Origin of the sequence: Acinetobacter brisouii CIP 110357 (assembly GCF_000488275.1) — a bacterium.
Lineage (GTDB): Bacteria > Pseudomonadota > Gammaproteobacteria > Pseudomonadales > Moraxellaceae > Acinetobacter > Acinetobacter brisouii.
On sequence record NZ_KI530763.1, the window covers coordinates 19,966 to 36,871 of the forward strand.

Here is a 16,906-nt window from a genome sequence, read left to right on the forward strand (position 1 = left end):
GATCGATGATGACCAATGTGACTCAACCTAAATCAAAACAATACGGTCGCCCTGACAATGAACGCATTATTGGCTTCATGAAGATCAGCAAACCTGCTGCCTTCGCGTCAATTCTAATTACCATTGCCAGTATCTTCTTCATTGCCTTTCGTGGTCTAAACTTAGGTTTAGACTTTACGGGCGGTATTGCTGCGGAAGTTACCTATCAACAAGCTGTTGATCAGGATCAGGTGATTAAATCGCTTGAATCAGCAGGTTTTGAACATGCAGTAGTACAAACCCTCGGCAGTAATAAGGATCTGTTGATTCGTATGCCTGTGCAAAAAGTCAAAGTAGATGACCTGAGCAATACTTTGGCAAAAGCAGTACAAGTACCAAATAACACCGCAACCCTGCACAAAGTCGACTCTGTCGGTGGTCAGGTGGGTAATGAGCTGTATGTCCGCTCTGCAGGTGCGGTAGCACTTGCACTGGTACTGATGCTGATTTACGTGACTATTCGCTTTGAGTTCAAACTGGCTGTGGGTGCAATTCTTTCCCTGTTTCACGATATCTTGGTGATTTTAGGGGTGTTTGCACTGATGCAGTGGCCGTTTGACCTAACCACTTTGGCGGCGGTACTGGCGGTAATTGGCTTCTCACTCAACGATAACATCGTGGTATCTGACCGTATCCGTGAGAACTTCCGTAAGATTCGTGGCGCATCGCCGCGTGAAGTGGTCGATATTGCACTGACAGAAACTTTGCGCCGTACTGTACACACCTCTGCAACCTTATTACTGGTTGTTGTTGCCATGCTGGTTATGGGCGGTGAAGGTTTACGCTGGTTCTCTGTAGCGATGTTTATCGGTGTATTTGCAGGGACATATTCTTCAATTTATATTGCGACTGCCTATGCCTTGTGGCGTGGTCTGAACCGTCAGGACTTTATTGTACAAGTGAAACCTGAATTTGAAGATGAACATAAATAATTACTCATTTTCGATTTTGGCTTAAATAAAAAACAGCATCCTCGGATGCTGTTTTTTTATGGCTGAATATAGCCAATCTCAGGGTTTAAACCCTCACGATCCCGCCATGCCACAGTACACAGTGCATCCTTCCAGACAAAGTGTTGGTACCTAAATCGACCCAGTTCGGAATGCTGACAATACCCCTGTTGCTGCCCTGTCACTACTTGGGTATTTAAGGTATTTAAACTCAAACGGATACCCAAACCACAGGCTTTTAAAATCGCTTCTTTGGCTGTCCAGACCTGAAACCAGTATTCAGTGTTTTGTCCAGTGGCTTGCCAATGCTGATATTCTTCAGGATGAAAAGCATGTTCTGCCAGTGCCTGAAAACGCACTTTGCGCTGTAACGATTCAATATCAACGCCAACATCCTGCACCTGCTGACTCACGGCCAACGCATAATGCTCACGACCATGACTATGGTTAAATGCCAGTTCAGGATAATTTCCCAAGTAGGGTTTGCCATGCTCAGTTTTGTCAAACTGCAAATCCTGTTCAGTAACATTGAGCTGTCGTGCCAGAATCTCGGCCCGATAGGCATAAATCAGTTGCTGCTGATACTGCTTAAAGGCGGCCCGATGTGCAAAAGCATCAGGTTGTTTCGGAGCAAGTCGGGACAGCAACTGCAAATAAATTTCAATTTTCATATTGCTGCCCCTTTAACCGAAGTGATTCAATATCATAAAGTGAGAGAAATATTTCTAAAAAATCAGAGAGGTAAAAACGTCATCTGCAACTGTTCGAGCCAGAAAACTATTCGCAATATACTGGTTTTGCAATATTTTTGATAAAAACTAACATTAAGCGAGTTTTGCAGTGAGGAGCATTGCTCCGCAAGGTGGTTTTGCCTACTTTTCCCGAAAGAAAAGTAGGTCTTACTGAAAGTTAATCCTGAAATCCAAGTCAAAGTAATAAGATTCCGTCATGAGGATTCATTTTTTAATATCTGAATCAACAAGAGCTTTCACCAAACTCATATAACTTAAAATTTAACAAGATCGCCTTTCAACGCAACCCCTGCCATAGCTGTGCCTTTATGGCATTCATAAGTCGTGGTGCTGCGTGTTTCATGTGACTTGTAGTAACTGACAATATTGATCACAACATTAGCACCCTGTTGTTTTGCTGCGGTTTGCAGTTGAATCAATGCTGAACGCAGCACCCAATCGCAGGATTCCTCTGCTGACTTCATAAAACCATTGGTCTTTTTATTGGTCACTACGCCTTTTTGCAACACCCGACCGCCTGAGTTCGTTCCTGCCAAATAGAATTTGACTGAACCATCCAGCGTACCATCTGCCATTGCGCGTTGCACTGCCTGCTTGAAGTCTAGTTGATGAACATCATCGGCAGCATGAGCAGACATACTCAATCCCATAAACAATGCTGTAGTAAATGCCAGTTTTTTTATCATCATGTTTTATCCTTATAAATAACGCTTAAAAATCAGTGAGGTATTAATCCCGCCAAAAGCAAAATTATTGGTCATGATGGTCTGTGCCATCATTGGTTTTGGTTGTTGTCGAATATAGTCCAGTTCCCCACACAATGGGTCAACCTGATCAAGGTTTAGCGTCGGAATAAATTGCTGACGCAGCAGCATTTCAATACTCAGCCATGCTTCAATCGCACCACATGCCCCTAAAGTATGCCCAAAATAACTTTTTAACGAGCTAATCGGTTTATAACCCAACACCTGTGCCGTAGCTTGGGTTTCTGCCACATCACCATGATCGGTGGCTGTGCCATGCGCATTCACATAATCAATCTGTTCAGGGGGAATCTGAGCATCTTTCAGTGCCAATTGCATGCAACGCACCATGCTTGCCTGATCGGGACGGGTGACATGTGTGCCATCGGTATTGCTGGCATAGCCAATGATTTCGGCATAAATTTGCGCGCCACGCGCCTGAGCATGTTCCAATTCTTCTAAAATCAGACAGCCTGCCCCTTCACCAATCACCAGACCATCACGCTTGGCATCAAACGGTCGTGGTGACTGTTCGGGATGTTCATTCATGCCACTGGTGGCAAGCAGTACATCAAACACGCCTGCACCTGGTGCGCTGAGTTCTTCTGCACCACCCGCCAGCATCACGGTTTGTTTGCCATATTTAATCGCTTCATACGCCTGACCAATCGACATCGAACCTGAGGTACAGGCGCTTGAAGTCGGCAAGGATAAACCCTTGATTCCGAAATGCACGGTCATGTTGACCAGACTGGTGTGTGCCATCATCCGGATGTAGGTTGTGGCATTCATCTGGCTCATGTCATTGTCCAGAATCATGCGCCCCATTTCACACACTGCATCGACACTGCCTGCAGATGAACCGTAAGCCACGCCTGTTTCGCCACTGCTTAAAACTGGATGATTTAGCAAGCCTGCATCTTCGAGCGCACGCTCGGCACTAATCACCGACATCAGTGCCACGCGCCCCATGCCGCGCATCACTTTACGATTGAAATGCTTTGGAATATCAAAATGATCAACGGGTGCACCCAAACGCGTGCGCAAGTCAGTGTATTGATCCCATTCCTGCATATAGCGCACGCCACTTTGACCTTGGGCAAATTTGGCAAAAATTTCATCGGCGGTTTGCCCCAATGAAGTAATGCCTGACATGCCTGTCACCACAACCCGTTTCATCAGATCAGCCCCCCATTGACCGAGATCACCTGACGGGTGATATAGGCAGCTTCATCTGAACACAGGAATTTCACCACACTTGCCACTTCGTCGACCTGCCCCATGCGCTGCATTGGAATCATTTTTAAGGCATGCTCTTTGACTTCATCCGTGACCATTTCAGTTTCGATCAGCCCTGGTGCAACACAGTTCACCGTGATTTTGCGTTTTGCCAGTTCCATTGCCAGTGCTTTGGTTGCACCGATCAAGCCTGCTTTTGCTGCACTGTAGTTGACCTGTCCGCGGTTGCCCATAATGCCTGATACAGATGACATGGTGACGATACGCCCGCCTTTTCTGAGGTGAATCATCGGCATGATCAGCGGTTTGACCACGTTATAAAAACCGTCCAGTGAAGTGGAGATCACTTCATCCCAGTCGTTGTCGGTTAATGCAGGAAATGCGCCATCGTGGGTTAGGCCAGCATTGAGCACCACCCCATAAAATGCACCATGCTGCTCTATGTCCTGTTCCAGACATTCACGCACCGCTTCTCGGTCATTGACATCGAATTGCAATGCATGACTGCTCCGTCCTAAAACCTGAATCTGACTGACAACCGCTTCGGCATCCTGCATACGCGAACGGGCGTGTACCGTGATATCAAAGCCTGCAGCGGCTAACTGTAGTGCAATCGCACGTCCAATGCCACGGCTAGAACCCGTGACCAAAATTCGTCTGTTCATGACGCTTATTTTCCTAATTGTGGTGGTTCATGGGGCTGGTAAACACTGAGTACAGCAGAAATACAATGCTGCCCATAGTGCAGTTCACACTGGAACTGTCCCAAGCCTTCATGCAGATAAGATTGCTGCGCCCGAATGGTCAAAGTCGACCCAAGGGCAAAATGTGATACAGGCAACTGCATTTTGCGTGTACCGAGTAAATAACCAATTTTTGGCGCTTCGCCACCCTTCTGTCCATGCCGACCTGCAAAAACACTCACGCTTTGTGCCATGATTTCAATCGCTGCCCAGCTTGGCAAACCTTCCGCTTCGCAAAACATCAGCTCAGGACGAATGGTCAGTTGTGTTACGGCATAGTCTTCGCCAAATTCGCTGACGGTATCGACAAACACCATGGGTGCCTGATGGGGAATAAATGCCGTTGCATCCTGAATCATGTCTGCTGCCTTGCAAAAATTAGACTAATGTTACTGCCGCCAAAGGCAAAGGAATTACTCATGGCATAATCCACGCGCTGGTTATGCTCAGGTTGCTGCACATAGTTCTGATCTGTCAGTTCAGGGTCAATCTGCCCTGCCTGATGCAGTGGTAACCAAGACTGATCGAGCAGAACTTGTTGGCAAATAAAGGCTTCAAGCGCACCTGCCGCCCCCAGACAATGCCCTGTTTGATGCTTGGTACTACTCAAATGTACCTGATGTGAACCAAATACCTGACGCACCGCTTTAATTTCCATCGCATCATTTTGCGGAGTGGCCGTACCATGCAAGTTTAAATAACCAATTTGTGTAGCCTGCAAACCTGCGGCAGTCAATGCCTGTTGCATGGCTTGCTGTGCTCCGCGCCCTTCAGGATGTGGCGCAGAAATATGCCATGCATCCATCGACTCGCCTGTCCCGACTAGCATCACAGGGGCAGCGTCTTTACTGAGCAAAAATAAACTGGCAGCTTCGCCGATATTAATACCATCTCGATCTACGCCACATGGGCGGCAAATGCTATTCGACAGGCTTTCCAGACTGTTAAAACCGTTCAGGGTCAACTGACACAAGGTATCTACCCCACCAACCAAAACTGCATCGGCAAGATCGGCACTGAGTAAACGCTGCCCTGCAGCAAAGGCTTTGGCACTGGATGAACAAGCAGTAGAAATGCTATAGGCAATGCCTTCCCAGTTTAAATACTGTTTCAAGCCTTGCGCGAGGCTGTTCATTTCCTGTTTCTGGTAGAAAATCGGCGGATGCGCCTGACCTGCATAATACTGTTGCAAGAGCTGTTCATTATCGGCAATGCCCGAGGTCGATGTCCCAACGATCACTGCCAAACGCTGACGGGGAAACTGTGCAGTATAGGCTTGCACTTGGGCTTCAATTTGCTGTAAAGCGGTAATTGCCAAACGTAAATTGCGTGAGTCCAAAACCTGTAAAGCATCGGAGAAATCCTGCTGAAATACCTCGCCTGTATAAGCACCGACCAGACAGCTTTGCCCCAAGAGCAAATCTTCACGAGTACTCAGGCAACTTTCACGCTGGGTCAGGGCTTGGCGCACGTCCTGTGCACTGGCACCTAAAGCCGACAAACTGGCACTACACTGAATGCCGACTGCGGCTAAATCTTGAATCTGTGCTGACATTAATTCCCTACCTGTAAAGCATCATCCATCGGGCTAAATACAATGGTGTACGGTACATGTAAATTATCCAGTTGAATACTGTGTGCCTGCTTTTGAATGGTCAGTACATGTTGTTTGGCAATCTCGATCTGCTGGGTATTGTCCTGCTGTTTCACTTCGACCTGTGGTTGCCCTGCTTCTGCAAACTTGGGATAGGTTGCAAACAAAATATCACGTACCACAAAGTCAAACGGTAACAAACGCATTTGCTCAATCCGCTGTTCCACCCTGACCTTTTGCCCATCAAATTGCAGTTTAAACAGGACTTGTCCTGTCAGGCTCAGTCCCAACATGCTGAGGTTTTTACCTTGCTGCTGCTGATAGAGCAAGAAACTAAAACTTTGCTGTTTCCACTGTACTTCGACCTGATCTTGGCGCTGGTACTGCTGTGCCTGCCACTGCGGTGCAGCAAGTGCAGGTGCTTTCGGATAAAACGACTGACAGGCACTCAGGCTCAGCGCCAGCCCCAACAGTACAATCCGTCCATATCTGTGCATATTAGCCTCCTAAAAGTTGTTCCTGAGGCAAACCTTCACGGCAATATTCGGCAATCATACTGAGACGACGTTTAGCATTTTTATGGATCGGGTTACTCATATCCCACGCATAACCTGCCAAAAGTGATGACACCATTTCACGCAGTTTAACATGCTGATCCGAGCTAAAAACCACCTCCTGAAATTCGCCGCTATACCATGACTCTACATAGGCACGGAACACCTGAATGCCTCGACGCAAGGGTTGTTCATACTCTGCTAACCAGTCCACCGCTTGCCCTTGTAACGCCCGTTCCACCAATGGCACAGCTAAACTGGATGACTTCAACGCGATGGTTACGCCCGATGAAAACACAGGATCTAAAAACTCACCCGCATTGCCGAGCAAGGCGTAATTTTTCTGCGCCAAATGTTTGACATTGGCTGAATACCCCACCAGTGTCCGCACAGGGGTATCAAACTGGGCACGGCGCAGCAGATGCGATAGCGCAGGATCATCCTGTAAAATCATTTTAAACAAAGATTCTAAAGCTTCAGGCGTATCTGTACCTGTATAACCATAATGATCAAAGAAACTTTGCTCTGCCACTACCCCAAATGAAGAGCGACCATCGGCAAATGGAATCAGCCAGTACCATGCACGGTGATCTTTCTCATGCACGGTAATCAGGATTTTTTCCCGATCAAATTCAGGGTCATCCAAAATACCATCTTCAATATGGGTAAACACGGCACGGCGCACTGGGAAATCAGATGGGCTTTCCAAGTCTAGAAATTTTGGCAAGATGCGCCCAAAACCACTGGCATCTAGCAAAAACTTGCCCTGAATCTGATAGACATTTTCAGCTTCATCGCGCACGGTGAGTACAGGCTGCTCAGCCTCAACATCGACCGCGATTACTTCATGCCCATAGCGAATGTCTGTGCCATAGGTCTGTGCCTGATTCGCCAGAAGCTGGTCAAATGGCGCACGGCGTACCTGCCACGTCGTGCCTGGCCCTGCGCTAAACTTCTCACGAAAATCATAAAAACTGCGCTGTTTGCCGCGCAAAAAACTCGCGCCATTTTTATACTGGAAGGCAAATTCATCGACATGCTCACGTACCGTGTCGAGCAAGCCCGCTTCTTCTAAAAACACCATACATTGTGGCAATAACGATTCACCAATCGAGAAACGTGGAAAATGCTGACGTTCCAAAATCACGACATCATAGCCTTTCTTGCGTAGCAAAGCTGCTGCTGAACTGCCCGATGGGCCTGCCCCAATAATCAAAACATCGGTGTGCTGTAATTGTAATTCGGTCATTTTATATCTGACTCCGTTTGTGTTTTTAATGTGCGAATCATCTGGTACTTGGGATCAGCCATGGTAAATAATGTCGCGTAAAGAAAAGAGAAAATCACCCCGAGCAGGACGGTCAGACCAAAGCAGTGAATGGCGTAAGTATGACTAAACGACAGCAGACCGAAACCGAGCAAGGTCGACAACATACACAGAAATAATGCCATGCTGACCACTTTCGGGTGATCATGTCCATGCCGATAGAAAATCGCGTAGTCCACCCCAATACCGATAATCAGGAACGTGCCCATAATGCTAAACACATTAATTTCTACACCCAGCCATGCCTGAACCGCAAAGGTACTTAGCAATGCCATGATCACAGGCAACATGAGTGGCAACATCGAATGCCGCCCGTAAATCATACCCAAACCAACCGTCAGGCCAATCATGGCAAATAGCAACAACCACTGTGCCTGTACACGATAATCACGGAACATATTGGATAAAGTCGTAATCGGTTGCTGTAACTGCACATCAGTCGTTTGCAGTTGCTTTAACGCGTTTACATCATGAATGCCTTGCAACAACACCAAACGTTGTTTGGCATTCGGCTGCAAGAAATACAGTGGATGCTGACGAAAATCCTGAATGGTCAGCAGTGGCTGCTGCGGCAATTGTTTTTGCCATGCCAGAATTTCTGCCACAGGTAAATCCAGCGCTTTTGCATAAGTGGTCAGTGCTGACGCAGGAATCTGCATCAATAATTGTTTATTTTTCTGCTGCTCAGTTTGCGATGGTAACCATTGACCCAGTGCCTGAAAACCTTGCAGTTTGCCCTGAGCCTGTAACTGTTGTAATTGCTGAATCAGCTGTTGTTCTCGTTGTTCCAGCTGCGTTGTCGATTGTGCATGAATCACAAAGTAATCACTTGCCTGCTGCTGTGAAAAACGCTGGCGAATGTACTGGTCTTCCTGCTTGAGCTGCGCATTCATACTTTGCAGATTGCGAATATCATCATTACTTTGCAAACGTAGCAAACTCAAACCAGCCACAAGCAAAATGGCAACCACACTGACATAACGTAAAGTCGTCTTCGCCTGAAAATATTCACGTGCCTGACCAATCCAGTGCAAGCGCCGAATCGCAGGTTCAGCATTCAGTGGTGGCAAGCGCGGTAACAGCAAAATACTAGTGATCCATGCCGAGACCAATCCCACCACAGAGAATACCGCAATCTGACGAAACCCTGGAAATGGGGTAAAGCTCAGTACCAGATAGGCTGCCACGGTGGTCATCAGCCCCATAAACAGGCTCGGCAACAATGGCATCAAAATCTGAAAGCCCTTGAACTGACGATGTTGTGACTGCAATGCCATAAAGTAAAACGAGAAATCGACACAAACCCCGATCAGACTCGCACCAAACACCAACGTGATCAGGTGAATTTCACCAAACCATGTGTGAGTCACCGCCAATGCCACCAAACTGCCACTACTCACAGTAATAAATTCAGTCAACATCGGGCGTAGTGAGCGGAAACCAAACCACACCAAGAAAATCAGACCCAGACTTGAGCCTAGCCCGATGGTTGAAATTTCCTGCTGTGCGGACTGCGTTCCGAAACTGGCAAAAATCAGGGTGCCTGTCCAGTGACTGGAGACCTGCTGTGCCTGTAGCTGTGGTTTAACCTGCTCAATCCACTTTGCAACTTTTTCCTGATAATCAATCTTATAAGGGCTGTCTTTCAGTTCCAGAACCAACAGGCGTGATACCTTGTTGCTATCGTGCAAGGTAGCAAAGCCCTGTTCAAGCTGAATGTTTTGAGTATTGTGCTGTGCCAGTCCCATCGCATAACGCGGAAACAATAACAATGGATCATGCTGCAACAACTGTGCAGTCACAGGCATTCCTGGGCTCATCAGTTGCAATAAACTTTGCTCGGACAATGCCGCATAGTCTTTTTGCTGAAGCAACTGCCGATCTTGCGAGGTCAACAGCCCTGCCCGATGCTGAAACAGCACCTTACCAAACTGCTCACTGTCAAATTGCGGACGTAGTGGCTGAATCAGGTCACTCTGTGCCACTTGCTGCTGCAAGTGCTGCGTCGCCTGATTCAGTACCTGACTATTTTTAGCATCCAGCACCACAAACAGCTTGTTGTTGAGCTGTTGATTCATATATTGCTGGGTGTCTGCCAAACCTTCCTGCTGACTAAACTTGGGCAACAACGCAAAAATATTGGTCTGAATATGAATGTCTTTTTTCAGCCATAGCCAACCCATGCTGACGGCACAGCACAGTAAAATGGTCAGCCAAATGGCAGTAGCTTTATTTTGCCAATTGGAATAACGCATGTTCTTGGGCTGTTAGATTTTGAGGTTGGCTGGTTTGCTGACTAAAGCGAATTTGAGTGATGTTGCGGTCTTTTTCCTGAATCACGATCTGATTCACATAACGTCCACCTTGTACATTGACCTGATTAAACAATTTTTTAAACAGGCTGCTTTTCGGGGTTAAGGTTACTGCCCAAGCCTGATTGTTATGTGTGGCACTGACAATATTAAAATTGCTGGCTAGGCCTTTTTCATCGCCTGCCATCAATTGTAAAAACAGGGTCGCCACCGAACCATACGGTGACTGCTGCACATTGATCTGACTCATGGTACGCTGGGTTTTCTGTACCAGCTTTTGCGGCGTTACCACCAGATCAGCCTGTACAGGAGTTTGCATTTGCCAGAGGACACCCTGCTGTTTGCTAAACACTACGTTGCCTTTCGAGACATAGGTTTTGTTCAATGAGGTCAGTTTCTTTTGCTGCTCAAAATGCGCATGTACCACAGGCGTTGCAGACACTTGCTGAAAAATGTCACGCACTTCATTGATCGGTGCGGCAATAACAGTTTGACTGCTGGCAGCCGCGAATACGCCAGCACAGAACATTGCACGGGTGTTGAATTTCATTTTGTTGCTCCTGTCGGCTGAAAGCCTGACCATGCTTCTAAGCGATCAAACAACACTTGTGGAGATTGTAAGCACAGTTCACGGGTTTTGGCATTGACGGCTACCTGCGTGGTGTAGCCTTTGGTCAGACGCTTGCCTGTTTCGGCATCAAACACCAGATAATCAATTTTCAGGCGATTTTCCCATTCTTTTAAAATGGCACGTACCCGAATTTTCTGCTGAAACTGAATGCCATAGACATAGCGCACGTGACTTTCAATCACGGGCCACAAATAACCCGATTCCTGCATTTGCAGATAGTTGTAGCCGAACTGATCCAGCAAGTGACAACGGGCAATTTCAAAATATTTTAAATAATGTCCATGCCACACCACATTCATACTGTCCACATCATGAAACGGGACATCAAGGGTCACCTCAGCGTACATCTGCATTCTCCACTTGGTTGAACCATGCACTATTCAACAACTGTAACTGCTCAAAACGATCAACAATCTGTTGCAAATCGTACTGTAATGGTCGGTCTTCTTTTACAAGAGTAAAGCTCTGCAACGTCCACGCAACAAATTGCTGCAATACAGGACTGAGTTGCTCGGTCAGTCCACGCAAATGAATCGCCTGCACACTGGCACAGCACAGTGCCGCCACCACTTGTTCAGTCAGCACCAGCACACGGGTTGCATCACGCGCGGCAATGGTGCCCATGCTAACTTTGTCTTGGTTATGGCATTCGGTTGAGCGTGAGAAAATAGAGGCTGCTAAAGTTTGCTTCAAGGCTTCGGCTGTCCAAGCCGACACCCCGATTTGTACCGCCTTAAAACCATGATTCAGCGGTAAACGCTCGGCTTCTGCACCTGTCAAATTGCGTGGCAAGCCATGATTCATTTTATGATCCACCAACTGCGCCATCTGGCGATCCAACAAATCGGCAAAATTCGCGACCATTAGTTTCAGGCTATCCATGGCTTGGGCAATGTGCCCGCCATAAAAATGTCCGCCATGTAGCACGCGTAAATTCACAGGATCAATCAGCGGATTGTCATTACTCGAATTCAGCTCATTTTCAATAAACTGACGCAGCCAGACTTTGGAATCTTCAAATACCCCGATCACATGCGGCGCACAGCGCAGCGAATAGCGGTCTTGCAAACGTGGGCTTTGACGCTCGGTTTGTACTTCTGAATTCAGTACCTGACGTAAAATGCAGGCAATTTTTTGTTGCCCGACATGCGGTTTCTGGGCAAAAAGCACTTCATCAAAATGACTCGGATTACCTTCGAGTGCCAAGACATTCAGCGCAGTAATCAAAGTTGCCGCATAAGCCGTTTGCTCAGCTTTTTTATAATTCAAACAGGCAATTGCTGTCATCACTGCTGTGCCATTCATCAATGCCAAACCTTCTTTCGGGCGTAGGCAAAGTGGCTCCATCTGATAATGCTGATAAACCTGCTGCATCGGAACAATCTGCCCTTGCCAGTACACATCACGCTCACCAACCAGTGCCCCTGCGATATACGACAACGGGGTTAAATCGCCACTTGCACCGACAGAACCTTCCGATGGAATCACAGGCACAATATTTTCATTCAGCATCCATACCAAGCGCTCAAGCAGTGCCAGTGACACGCCCGAATACCCCCGTGCCAAGGAACATAAACGAACCAGCAACACCGCACGTGACGTCACCAAGTCGAGATTCTCACCCATGCCACAGCCATGAAAACGCGAAAGCTGGAGTGGTAACTCATTCACCTGATGTTTTGGAATTTCGACCAGACAGGAATCGCCATAACCTGTGGTCACACCATAAATCACACCATCTTCATCGAGCAGTTGATCGAGAAAATCTGCGCCACGTTGAATCAATTCACGCCATTCTTTTGAGCTTGGCAGTGCCACAGGCATCTGCTGTTGTGCAACCTGCACCACCTGTTTGATGCTTAATGGTTGTTCACCAACAATAAGCGTTGTCATTTTTTAATATTCCAAAACTGATAAAAATTAAACCATTGATACGGCGCACGTATGCAATGCCACTCCAGCAAATCCACATACTTGCGTGTCACGATCGCCATCTCAGGCAAACGTGCTTTACGCGGCAAGTCGATGCATTCGGCAATCGGATGGAAATGCACTTCAAAATTATGCTGTACGCGGTAACAAAAACTGGCAATCACAGGCACTTTGAGCAAGTTGGCTAAAATCCATGCGCCTTGTGACCACGGTGCCTCTTGCCCTAAAAAACTCAACATCTGTATACGCTGCGAATGAATCGGCACACGGTCAGCAGCAATCATCACCCACTCACCTGCATCGAGTTTGTCCTGCAAAATCATGGTAGTTTCCATGCCCAGTTCATCCACCGAAATCAGCGAGACATTGGACTTAGAACTGATTTTTCGAAGGAAGGCGTTAAACTTGTCAGCATGCTTCTGATAGACCAAGACATTGATTTTCTGTTGATGTTCAGACTTGATCGCACGTAACAATTCGATATTGCCAAAGTGTGATACTAGAATAATCAATCCCTGCCCATAGTGACGACGCAAATGTTCATGACCATGAATTTGTAGACGCTGCTCGGAAATTTCTCCGAGCCAGCCCTGCATTTTGTCGACAATGGCTTCTGCAAAGACAATAAAATGTCGATAGCTATGCTGCCATGTCGGCATCTGCTGAAATGGTGATTGCTGCCCCGCAAAACGATGCAACCTTTGCAAATAATCCAGTGAAGCCTGACGCGCACTTGGCGACAGTAGCCAGTACCACATCACCACCACATACAGCAGCGCCTGAATTAGGCAGCGCCCAAACAGGCGATATAGCCAAAGCACCAGCAGCAAAGGCAGTACACCACCTTTTTCCTTGATTTCATTCCATGCAGGTGGGCGCGGATCAGACATCAATCCCGACCTTTCAGGCGCTGTGGCAATAAGCGTGGTAAGCGGCACAACATGCCTGCAAACAGACGTGAATGCATTTTGGTCAGTTCCCAGTTATCTTCCCATAACCGAAAATGTGAAATACCCTGTTCAGGATAAATTACAGGTGTTGCCACATTTTCAAAATGCACGCCCACCCAGCTCAGACGTACCAGAATTTCACTGTCAAAGCCCATGCGCGCAGGCAACTCGACCTGATCCATAATCGCCAGTGTAGCTGCCAGTGGGTACACGCGAAAACCGCACATACTGTCATGGATTTCTAAGGATAGACTGTTAATCCACACCCAGATATGCGAGGCATAACGTCCATACAAGCGCTTTTTCGGGACACTTTCATCAAAAATCGGCTGACCAATCACCATCGCTTCAGGATGCTGCTCCGATACTGCCAGAAACTTGGCAACATCCTGCCAGTGGTGCTGACCATCGGCATCAAGCTGCAAGGCATGGCTACAGCCCAGTTCGGCTGCACGACGTAATCCTGTCATCACTGCCTGCCCTTTCCCCATATTTTGCGCATGCTCAACCAGCACGACATCACGATATTGTGCAGCCAAGTCGCGTAAAATCTGCGAGGTTTCAGCATTACTGCCATCATTCACCAGCACGATCGGCAAGGCAAACTGGCTCAGATACTCAACCAAAGCAGCAAGATAATGCGGATGGTTATACACAGGAATCATCAGGGCAGCACGATAACTCATGACGTTGCATTCTCCTCAACTGCAAACAGCAACCGCCCTGAAGCAATATTTTTGTCTGCAAACTTTAACTCAAAACTGACTTTATGCTGCTTACGGCTCAGACTGAGCTGCAACACATGATAAGGGCGAATCAGGTCTTGAAACTTCAGTTGCTCAAAGCCCTGACACCAACGTAAGTCTGCCCAAAGTTCGCGTGAAAAATGTTGTAAAAATGCAATCTGACCAACCCCAGGATAAATCGGAAAATTGGGGAAATGTCCTTTGAAACAGGCCAGTTCAGGTGGGAACTCTAACTGGAAAATGTGCTGCTCATCCTGTTGCTGTCGTGACAAAATCACAGGCTGGCTGCCCTCTTGAAACAGCTTGATCAGGTCGGATTTATTCAGCTTGGACTGACTATTGACAGGTAACTGACTCAAAAAACGCCACTGGCGAGGAATGGCAATCCGCTCTAGCAACGGCTGTAACTGTTGCTTGAGCTGGGTGACAAACTGATGTTTGTTCTGCTGTTGCAGTGTTTGTCGGGCAGTATCATTTAGCACAGCCACACAGACCAAAAGTTGACGCTGCTCACGCTCGATCAGCAAGACGTGACACTGATTGATTGCCTCTAACTGAAGAATTTTACTTTCGATTTCATCGAGACTCAGGCGTTTTTCTTCAAGTTTTACAATACGATCCATACGCCCTAACAAATGAAAGGCACTCTGTAGATTGTTTGGTTCAAGCAGTTCAATACGATCACCTGTTGCCACCCAGTCTATGTCACAGGCATGTGGACTACGCATCCACAACTGCTGTTGCTCGTCACTACGGACTTCGACATCGGCGAAAGGCTGCCACACAGCATGATCGGCTGCACGGTGGGCAATGCCTCCTGTCTCAGAGCTGCCAAAAATTTCAATGATCGGTACATTGATACTTGCACGCACGCCATCTTCAAGTTTCCCACCCGAAGAATAGAGTGCTGCACAATGTTCAAGCAGCACATCACTCGGCCAGCGTTTCAGTAATGCAGGGCTTGAAATGACGTAGTTCGGCAGATTGATTTCAGCAAAACGCTGTTGCAATTGAACAACATATTCGGGGTAAATCAACTGCTCGCGGTAGAAACTGCGTCCAGTAGCAAGCGGCAACAAGACCTTGAACAGCAAACCGTAAATATGTTGATGGCTTACTGTGGCAATCGCGACAGTAGCTTCAGGTAAGCTAAAACTTTGTGCCAGCCCCTGAACTTCACACAGTAACTGCTGTAAGGAACGTAAAATCTGCTTGGGCGTGCCTGTAGAGCCTGAGGTAAAAAATACAATTTCACTGTCAGTCAGCAATGAATCAGACAAAGACTGAATCGGCTCAAGCGTTAAAACCCGCTGGCGTTGAATAAAACCAATGCCCTGCTCTGCCAACTGCTGTTGTAACTGCTGCACCTGATTGGGCGGTAAAATTAACCGTTTATGCGCCAACAACACTGCAAAAAACAGCACCAGAAACTCGTAACTGTCGTGTTGCCACAAGGCAAAACTCGATTCAGGCAATTGCTGAATCGCCTGTGACTGACTGGCAACGTCCTGCCAAAATTCAGCAAAATTCAACGTGCGTAATTGTGCATCGAAACACAGCGTAGCATCTGCGGTTAGATAATTATTAAAATGACAAAGATTCATGGTTAATGTAGTCGTTGTTGGCGCTTACGCAAAATAAACTCAGCAGTGAGCAAAATACCCATGAGCAAATAAGAAATTAAACCGTTATACAGCACCCAAACCTGCATCGGGGCAAAATATACCGTCCATAGCGCAATCAGTGCATTGATCAGGAAAAAACCACACCAGACTTTAGTAACCTGACGTGTCCAACGTACACCCGACTCAGGTAAATCAGGTTCAAAAACGCGGGCAAAGCGTTCAATCATGGAAGGAGGTCGCCAAAGCGTCAATGCAAAAATACACAGTGTCGCCAGACTCATGGCAACAGGATACAGCTTGAGCCATGCCTGATTGCGCAGTAGCAAACTCAAGCCACCACACAGCATCGCCAGATAAGTCAGAGGTAACAGTGGGCTTTGTCGGGCACTAAAATAACGAATAACCCCGACCACAAGCAGCAACAGGCTAATTTCCCAAAGCTTGCCATGTGACAAACTCCAGCCCACCAAAAACGGATATGCCACCAACACGATGGCAGTCGCGACCTTTAACAGCTTGGGCATTCTTTTGACATGTTTTGAATGACTAACACCACATCTTCGATGGTACGTACATTTTTAAAGTCTTCAGGTTTAACCTGCTTGCCTGTCAATTGCTTGATTTTGACAATCAAATCAACAGCATCAATGCTATCAACATCGAGATCCGAATATAGATTCGAGTTCATTTGAATTTTTTCAGGCTCAATCTCAAACAGATCTTCCATCCACTCACGTAACTGAGCCAAAATATGCTCTTGAGTTAACAT

Annotated in this window: 18 protein-coding genes; 1 reads left to right on the forward strand and 17 read right to left on the reverse strand. The window is 47.1% G+C overall.

Going from position 1 to position 16,906, the window contains the following annotated elements:
* Positions 1–5: 5 nt before the first annotated feature.
* Positions 6–971 (forward strand): protein translocase subunit SecF, encoded by a 966-nt coding sequence (secF, locus tag P255_RS10955; RefSeq protein WP_155756907.1) that lies wholly within the window; start codon positions 6–8, stop codon positions 969–971.
* A 56-nt stretch (positions 972–1,027) separates the two neighbouring features.
* Here the strand turns inward: secF and P255_RS10960 are convergent, their stop codons facing one another.
* From P255_RS10960 to P255_RS11040, 17 genes are all read right to left on the reverse strand, one after another.
* Complete coding sequence (locus P255_RS10960; protein ID WP_004902184.1) at positions 1,028–1,660, reverse strand: 4'-phosphopantetheinyl transferase family protein; 633 nt, start codon at positions 1,658–1,660, stop codon at positions 1,028–1,030.
* 335 nt (positions 1,661–1,995) lie between these two features.
* Positions 1,996–2,430: a hypothetical protein gene (locus P255_RS10965; RefSeq protein WP_004902187.1), complete on the reverse strand. Its 435-nt coding sequence runs from the start codon at positions 2,428–2,430 to the stop codon at positions 1,996–1,998.
* A gap of 9 nt (positions 2,431–2,439) precedes the next feature.
* Positions 2,440–3,663 (reverse strand): beta-ketoacyl-ACP synthase, encoded by a 1,224-nt coding sequence (locus P255_RS10970; RefSeq protein ID WP_004902188.1) that lies wholly within the window; start codon positions 3,661–3,663, stop codon positions 2,440–2,442.
* Positions 3,663–4,388, reverse strand: coding sequence for a 3-ketoacyl-ACP reductase FabG2 (locus P255_RS10975; protein WP_004902190.1), 726 nt, complete (start codon positions 4,386–4,388; stop codon positions 3,663–3,665). Before P255_RS10975 ends, P255_RS10970 begins: the two co-directional genes overlap by 1 nt.
* A 5-nt stretch (positions 4,389–4,393) precedes the next feature.
* Positions 4,394–4,825 (reverse strand): hotdog family protein, encoded by a 432-nt coding sequence (locus tag P255_RS10980; protein WP_004902192.1) that lies wholly within the window; start codon positions 4,823–4,825, stop codon positions 4,394–4,396.
* Positions 4,822–6,021, reverse strand: a complete 1,200-nt coding sequence (locus tag P255_RS10985; protein ID WP_004902194.1) for a beta-ketoacyl-[acyl-carrier-protein] synthase family protein — start codon at positions 6,019–6,021, stop codon at positions 4,822–4,824. Before P255_RS10985 ends, P255_RS10980 begins: the two co-directional genes overlap by 4 nt.
* Positions 6,021–6,557 (reverse strand): DUF3261 domain-containing protein, encoded by a 537-nt coding sequence (locus P255_RS10990; RefSeq protein WP_004902201.1) that lies wholly within the window; start codon positions 6,555–6,557, stop codon positions 6,021–6,023. Before P255_RS10990 ends, P255_RS10985 begins: the two co-directional genes overlap by 1 nt.
* Position 6,558: 1 nt before the next feature.
* Positions 6,559–7,863 (reverse strand): NAD(P)/FAD-dependent oxidoreductase, encoded by a 1,305-nt coding sequence (locus P255_RS10995; RefSeq protein WP_004902202.1) that lies wholly within the window; start codon positions 7,861–7,863, stop codon positions 6,559–6,561.
* Positions 7,860–10,196 (reverse strand): MMPL family transporter, encoded by a 2,337-nt coding sequence (locus P255_RS11000; RefSeq protein ID WP_004902203.1) that lies wholly within the window; start codon positions 10,194–10,196, stop codon positions 7,860–7,862. Before P255_RS11000 ends, P255_RS10995 begins: the two co-directional genes overlap by 4 nt.
* Positions 10,171–10,803 carry a LolA family protein gene (locus P255_RS11005; protein WP_004902208.1) on the reverse strand — a complete coding sequence of 211 codons (633 nt, stop codon included), beginning with the start codon at positions 10,801–10,803 and terminating at the stop codon, positions 10,171–10,173. The genes P255_RS11000 and P255_RS11005 overlap by 26 nt, the downstream gene beginning before the upstream one ends.
* Positions 10,800–11,231, reverse strand: a complete 432-nt coding sequence (locus P255_RS11010; RefSeq protein WP_004902211.1) for an acyl-CoA thioesterase — start codon at positions 11,229–11,231, stop codon at positions 10,800–10,802. Before P255_RS11010 ends, P255_RS11005 begins: the two co-directional genes overlap by 4 nt.
* A complete protein-coding gene (locus tag P255_RS11015; RefSeq protein WP_004902213.1) occupies positions 11,221–12,777 on the reverse strand; it encodes an HAL/PAL/TAL family ammonia-lyase in 1,557 nt (518 codons plus the stop codon). Before P255_RS11015 ends, P255_RS11010 begins: the two co-directional genes overlap by 11 nt.
* Positions 12,774–13,706, reverse strand: a complete 933-nt coding sequence (locus tag P255_RS11020) for a lysophospholipid acyltransferase family protein (protein WP_004902215.1) — start codon at positions 13,704–13,706, stop codon at positions 12,774–12,776. The genes P255_RS11015 and P255_RS11020 overlap by 4 nt, the downstream gene beginning before the upstream one ends.
* On the reverse strand, positions 13,706–14,452 hold the full coding sequence (locus P255_RS11025; RefSeq protein WP_004902216.1) for a glycosyltransferase family 2 protein: 747 nt from the start codon (positions 14,450–14,452) through the stop codon (positions 13,706–13,708). The genes P255_RS11020 and P255_RS11025 overlap by 1 nt, the downstream gene beginning before the upstream one ends.
* Entirely contained in the window at positions 14,449–16,116 is a 1,668-nt protein-coding gene (locus tag P255_RS11030) for an ApeI family dehydratase (protein ID WP_004902219.1), read from the reverse strand. Before P255_RS11030 ends, P255_RS11025 begins: the two co-directional genes overlap by 4 nt.
* Positions 16,117–16,118: 2 nt before the next feature.
* The gene (locus tag P255_RS11035) at positions 16,119–16,661 is read right to left on the reverse strand and encodes a COG4648 family protein (protein ID WP_004902221.1); all 543 of its coding nucleotides are present in this window, start codon (positions 16,659–16,661) and stop codon (positions 16,119–16,121) included.
* Positions 16,646–16,906 (reverse strand): acyl carrier protein, encoded by a 261-nt coding sequence (locus P255_RS11040; RefSeq protein WP_004902222.1) that lies wholly within the window; start codon positions 16,904–16,906, stop codon positions 16,646–16,648. Before P255_RS11040 ends, P255_RS11035 begins: the two co-directional genes overlap by 16 nt.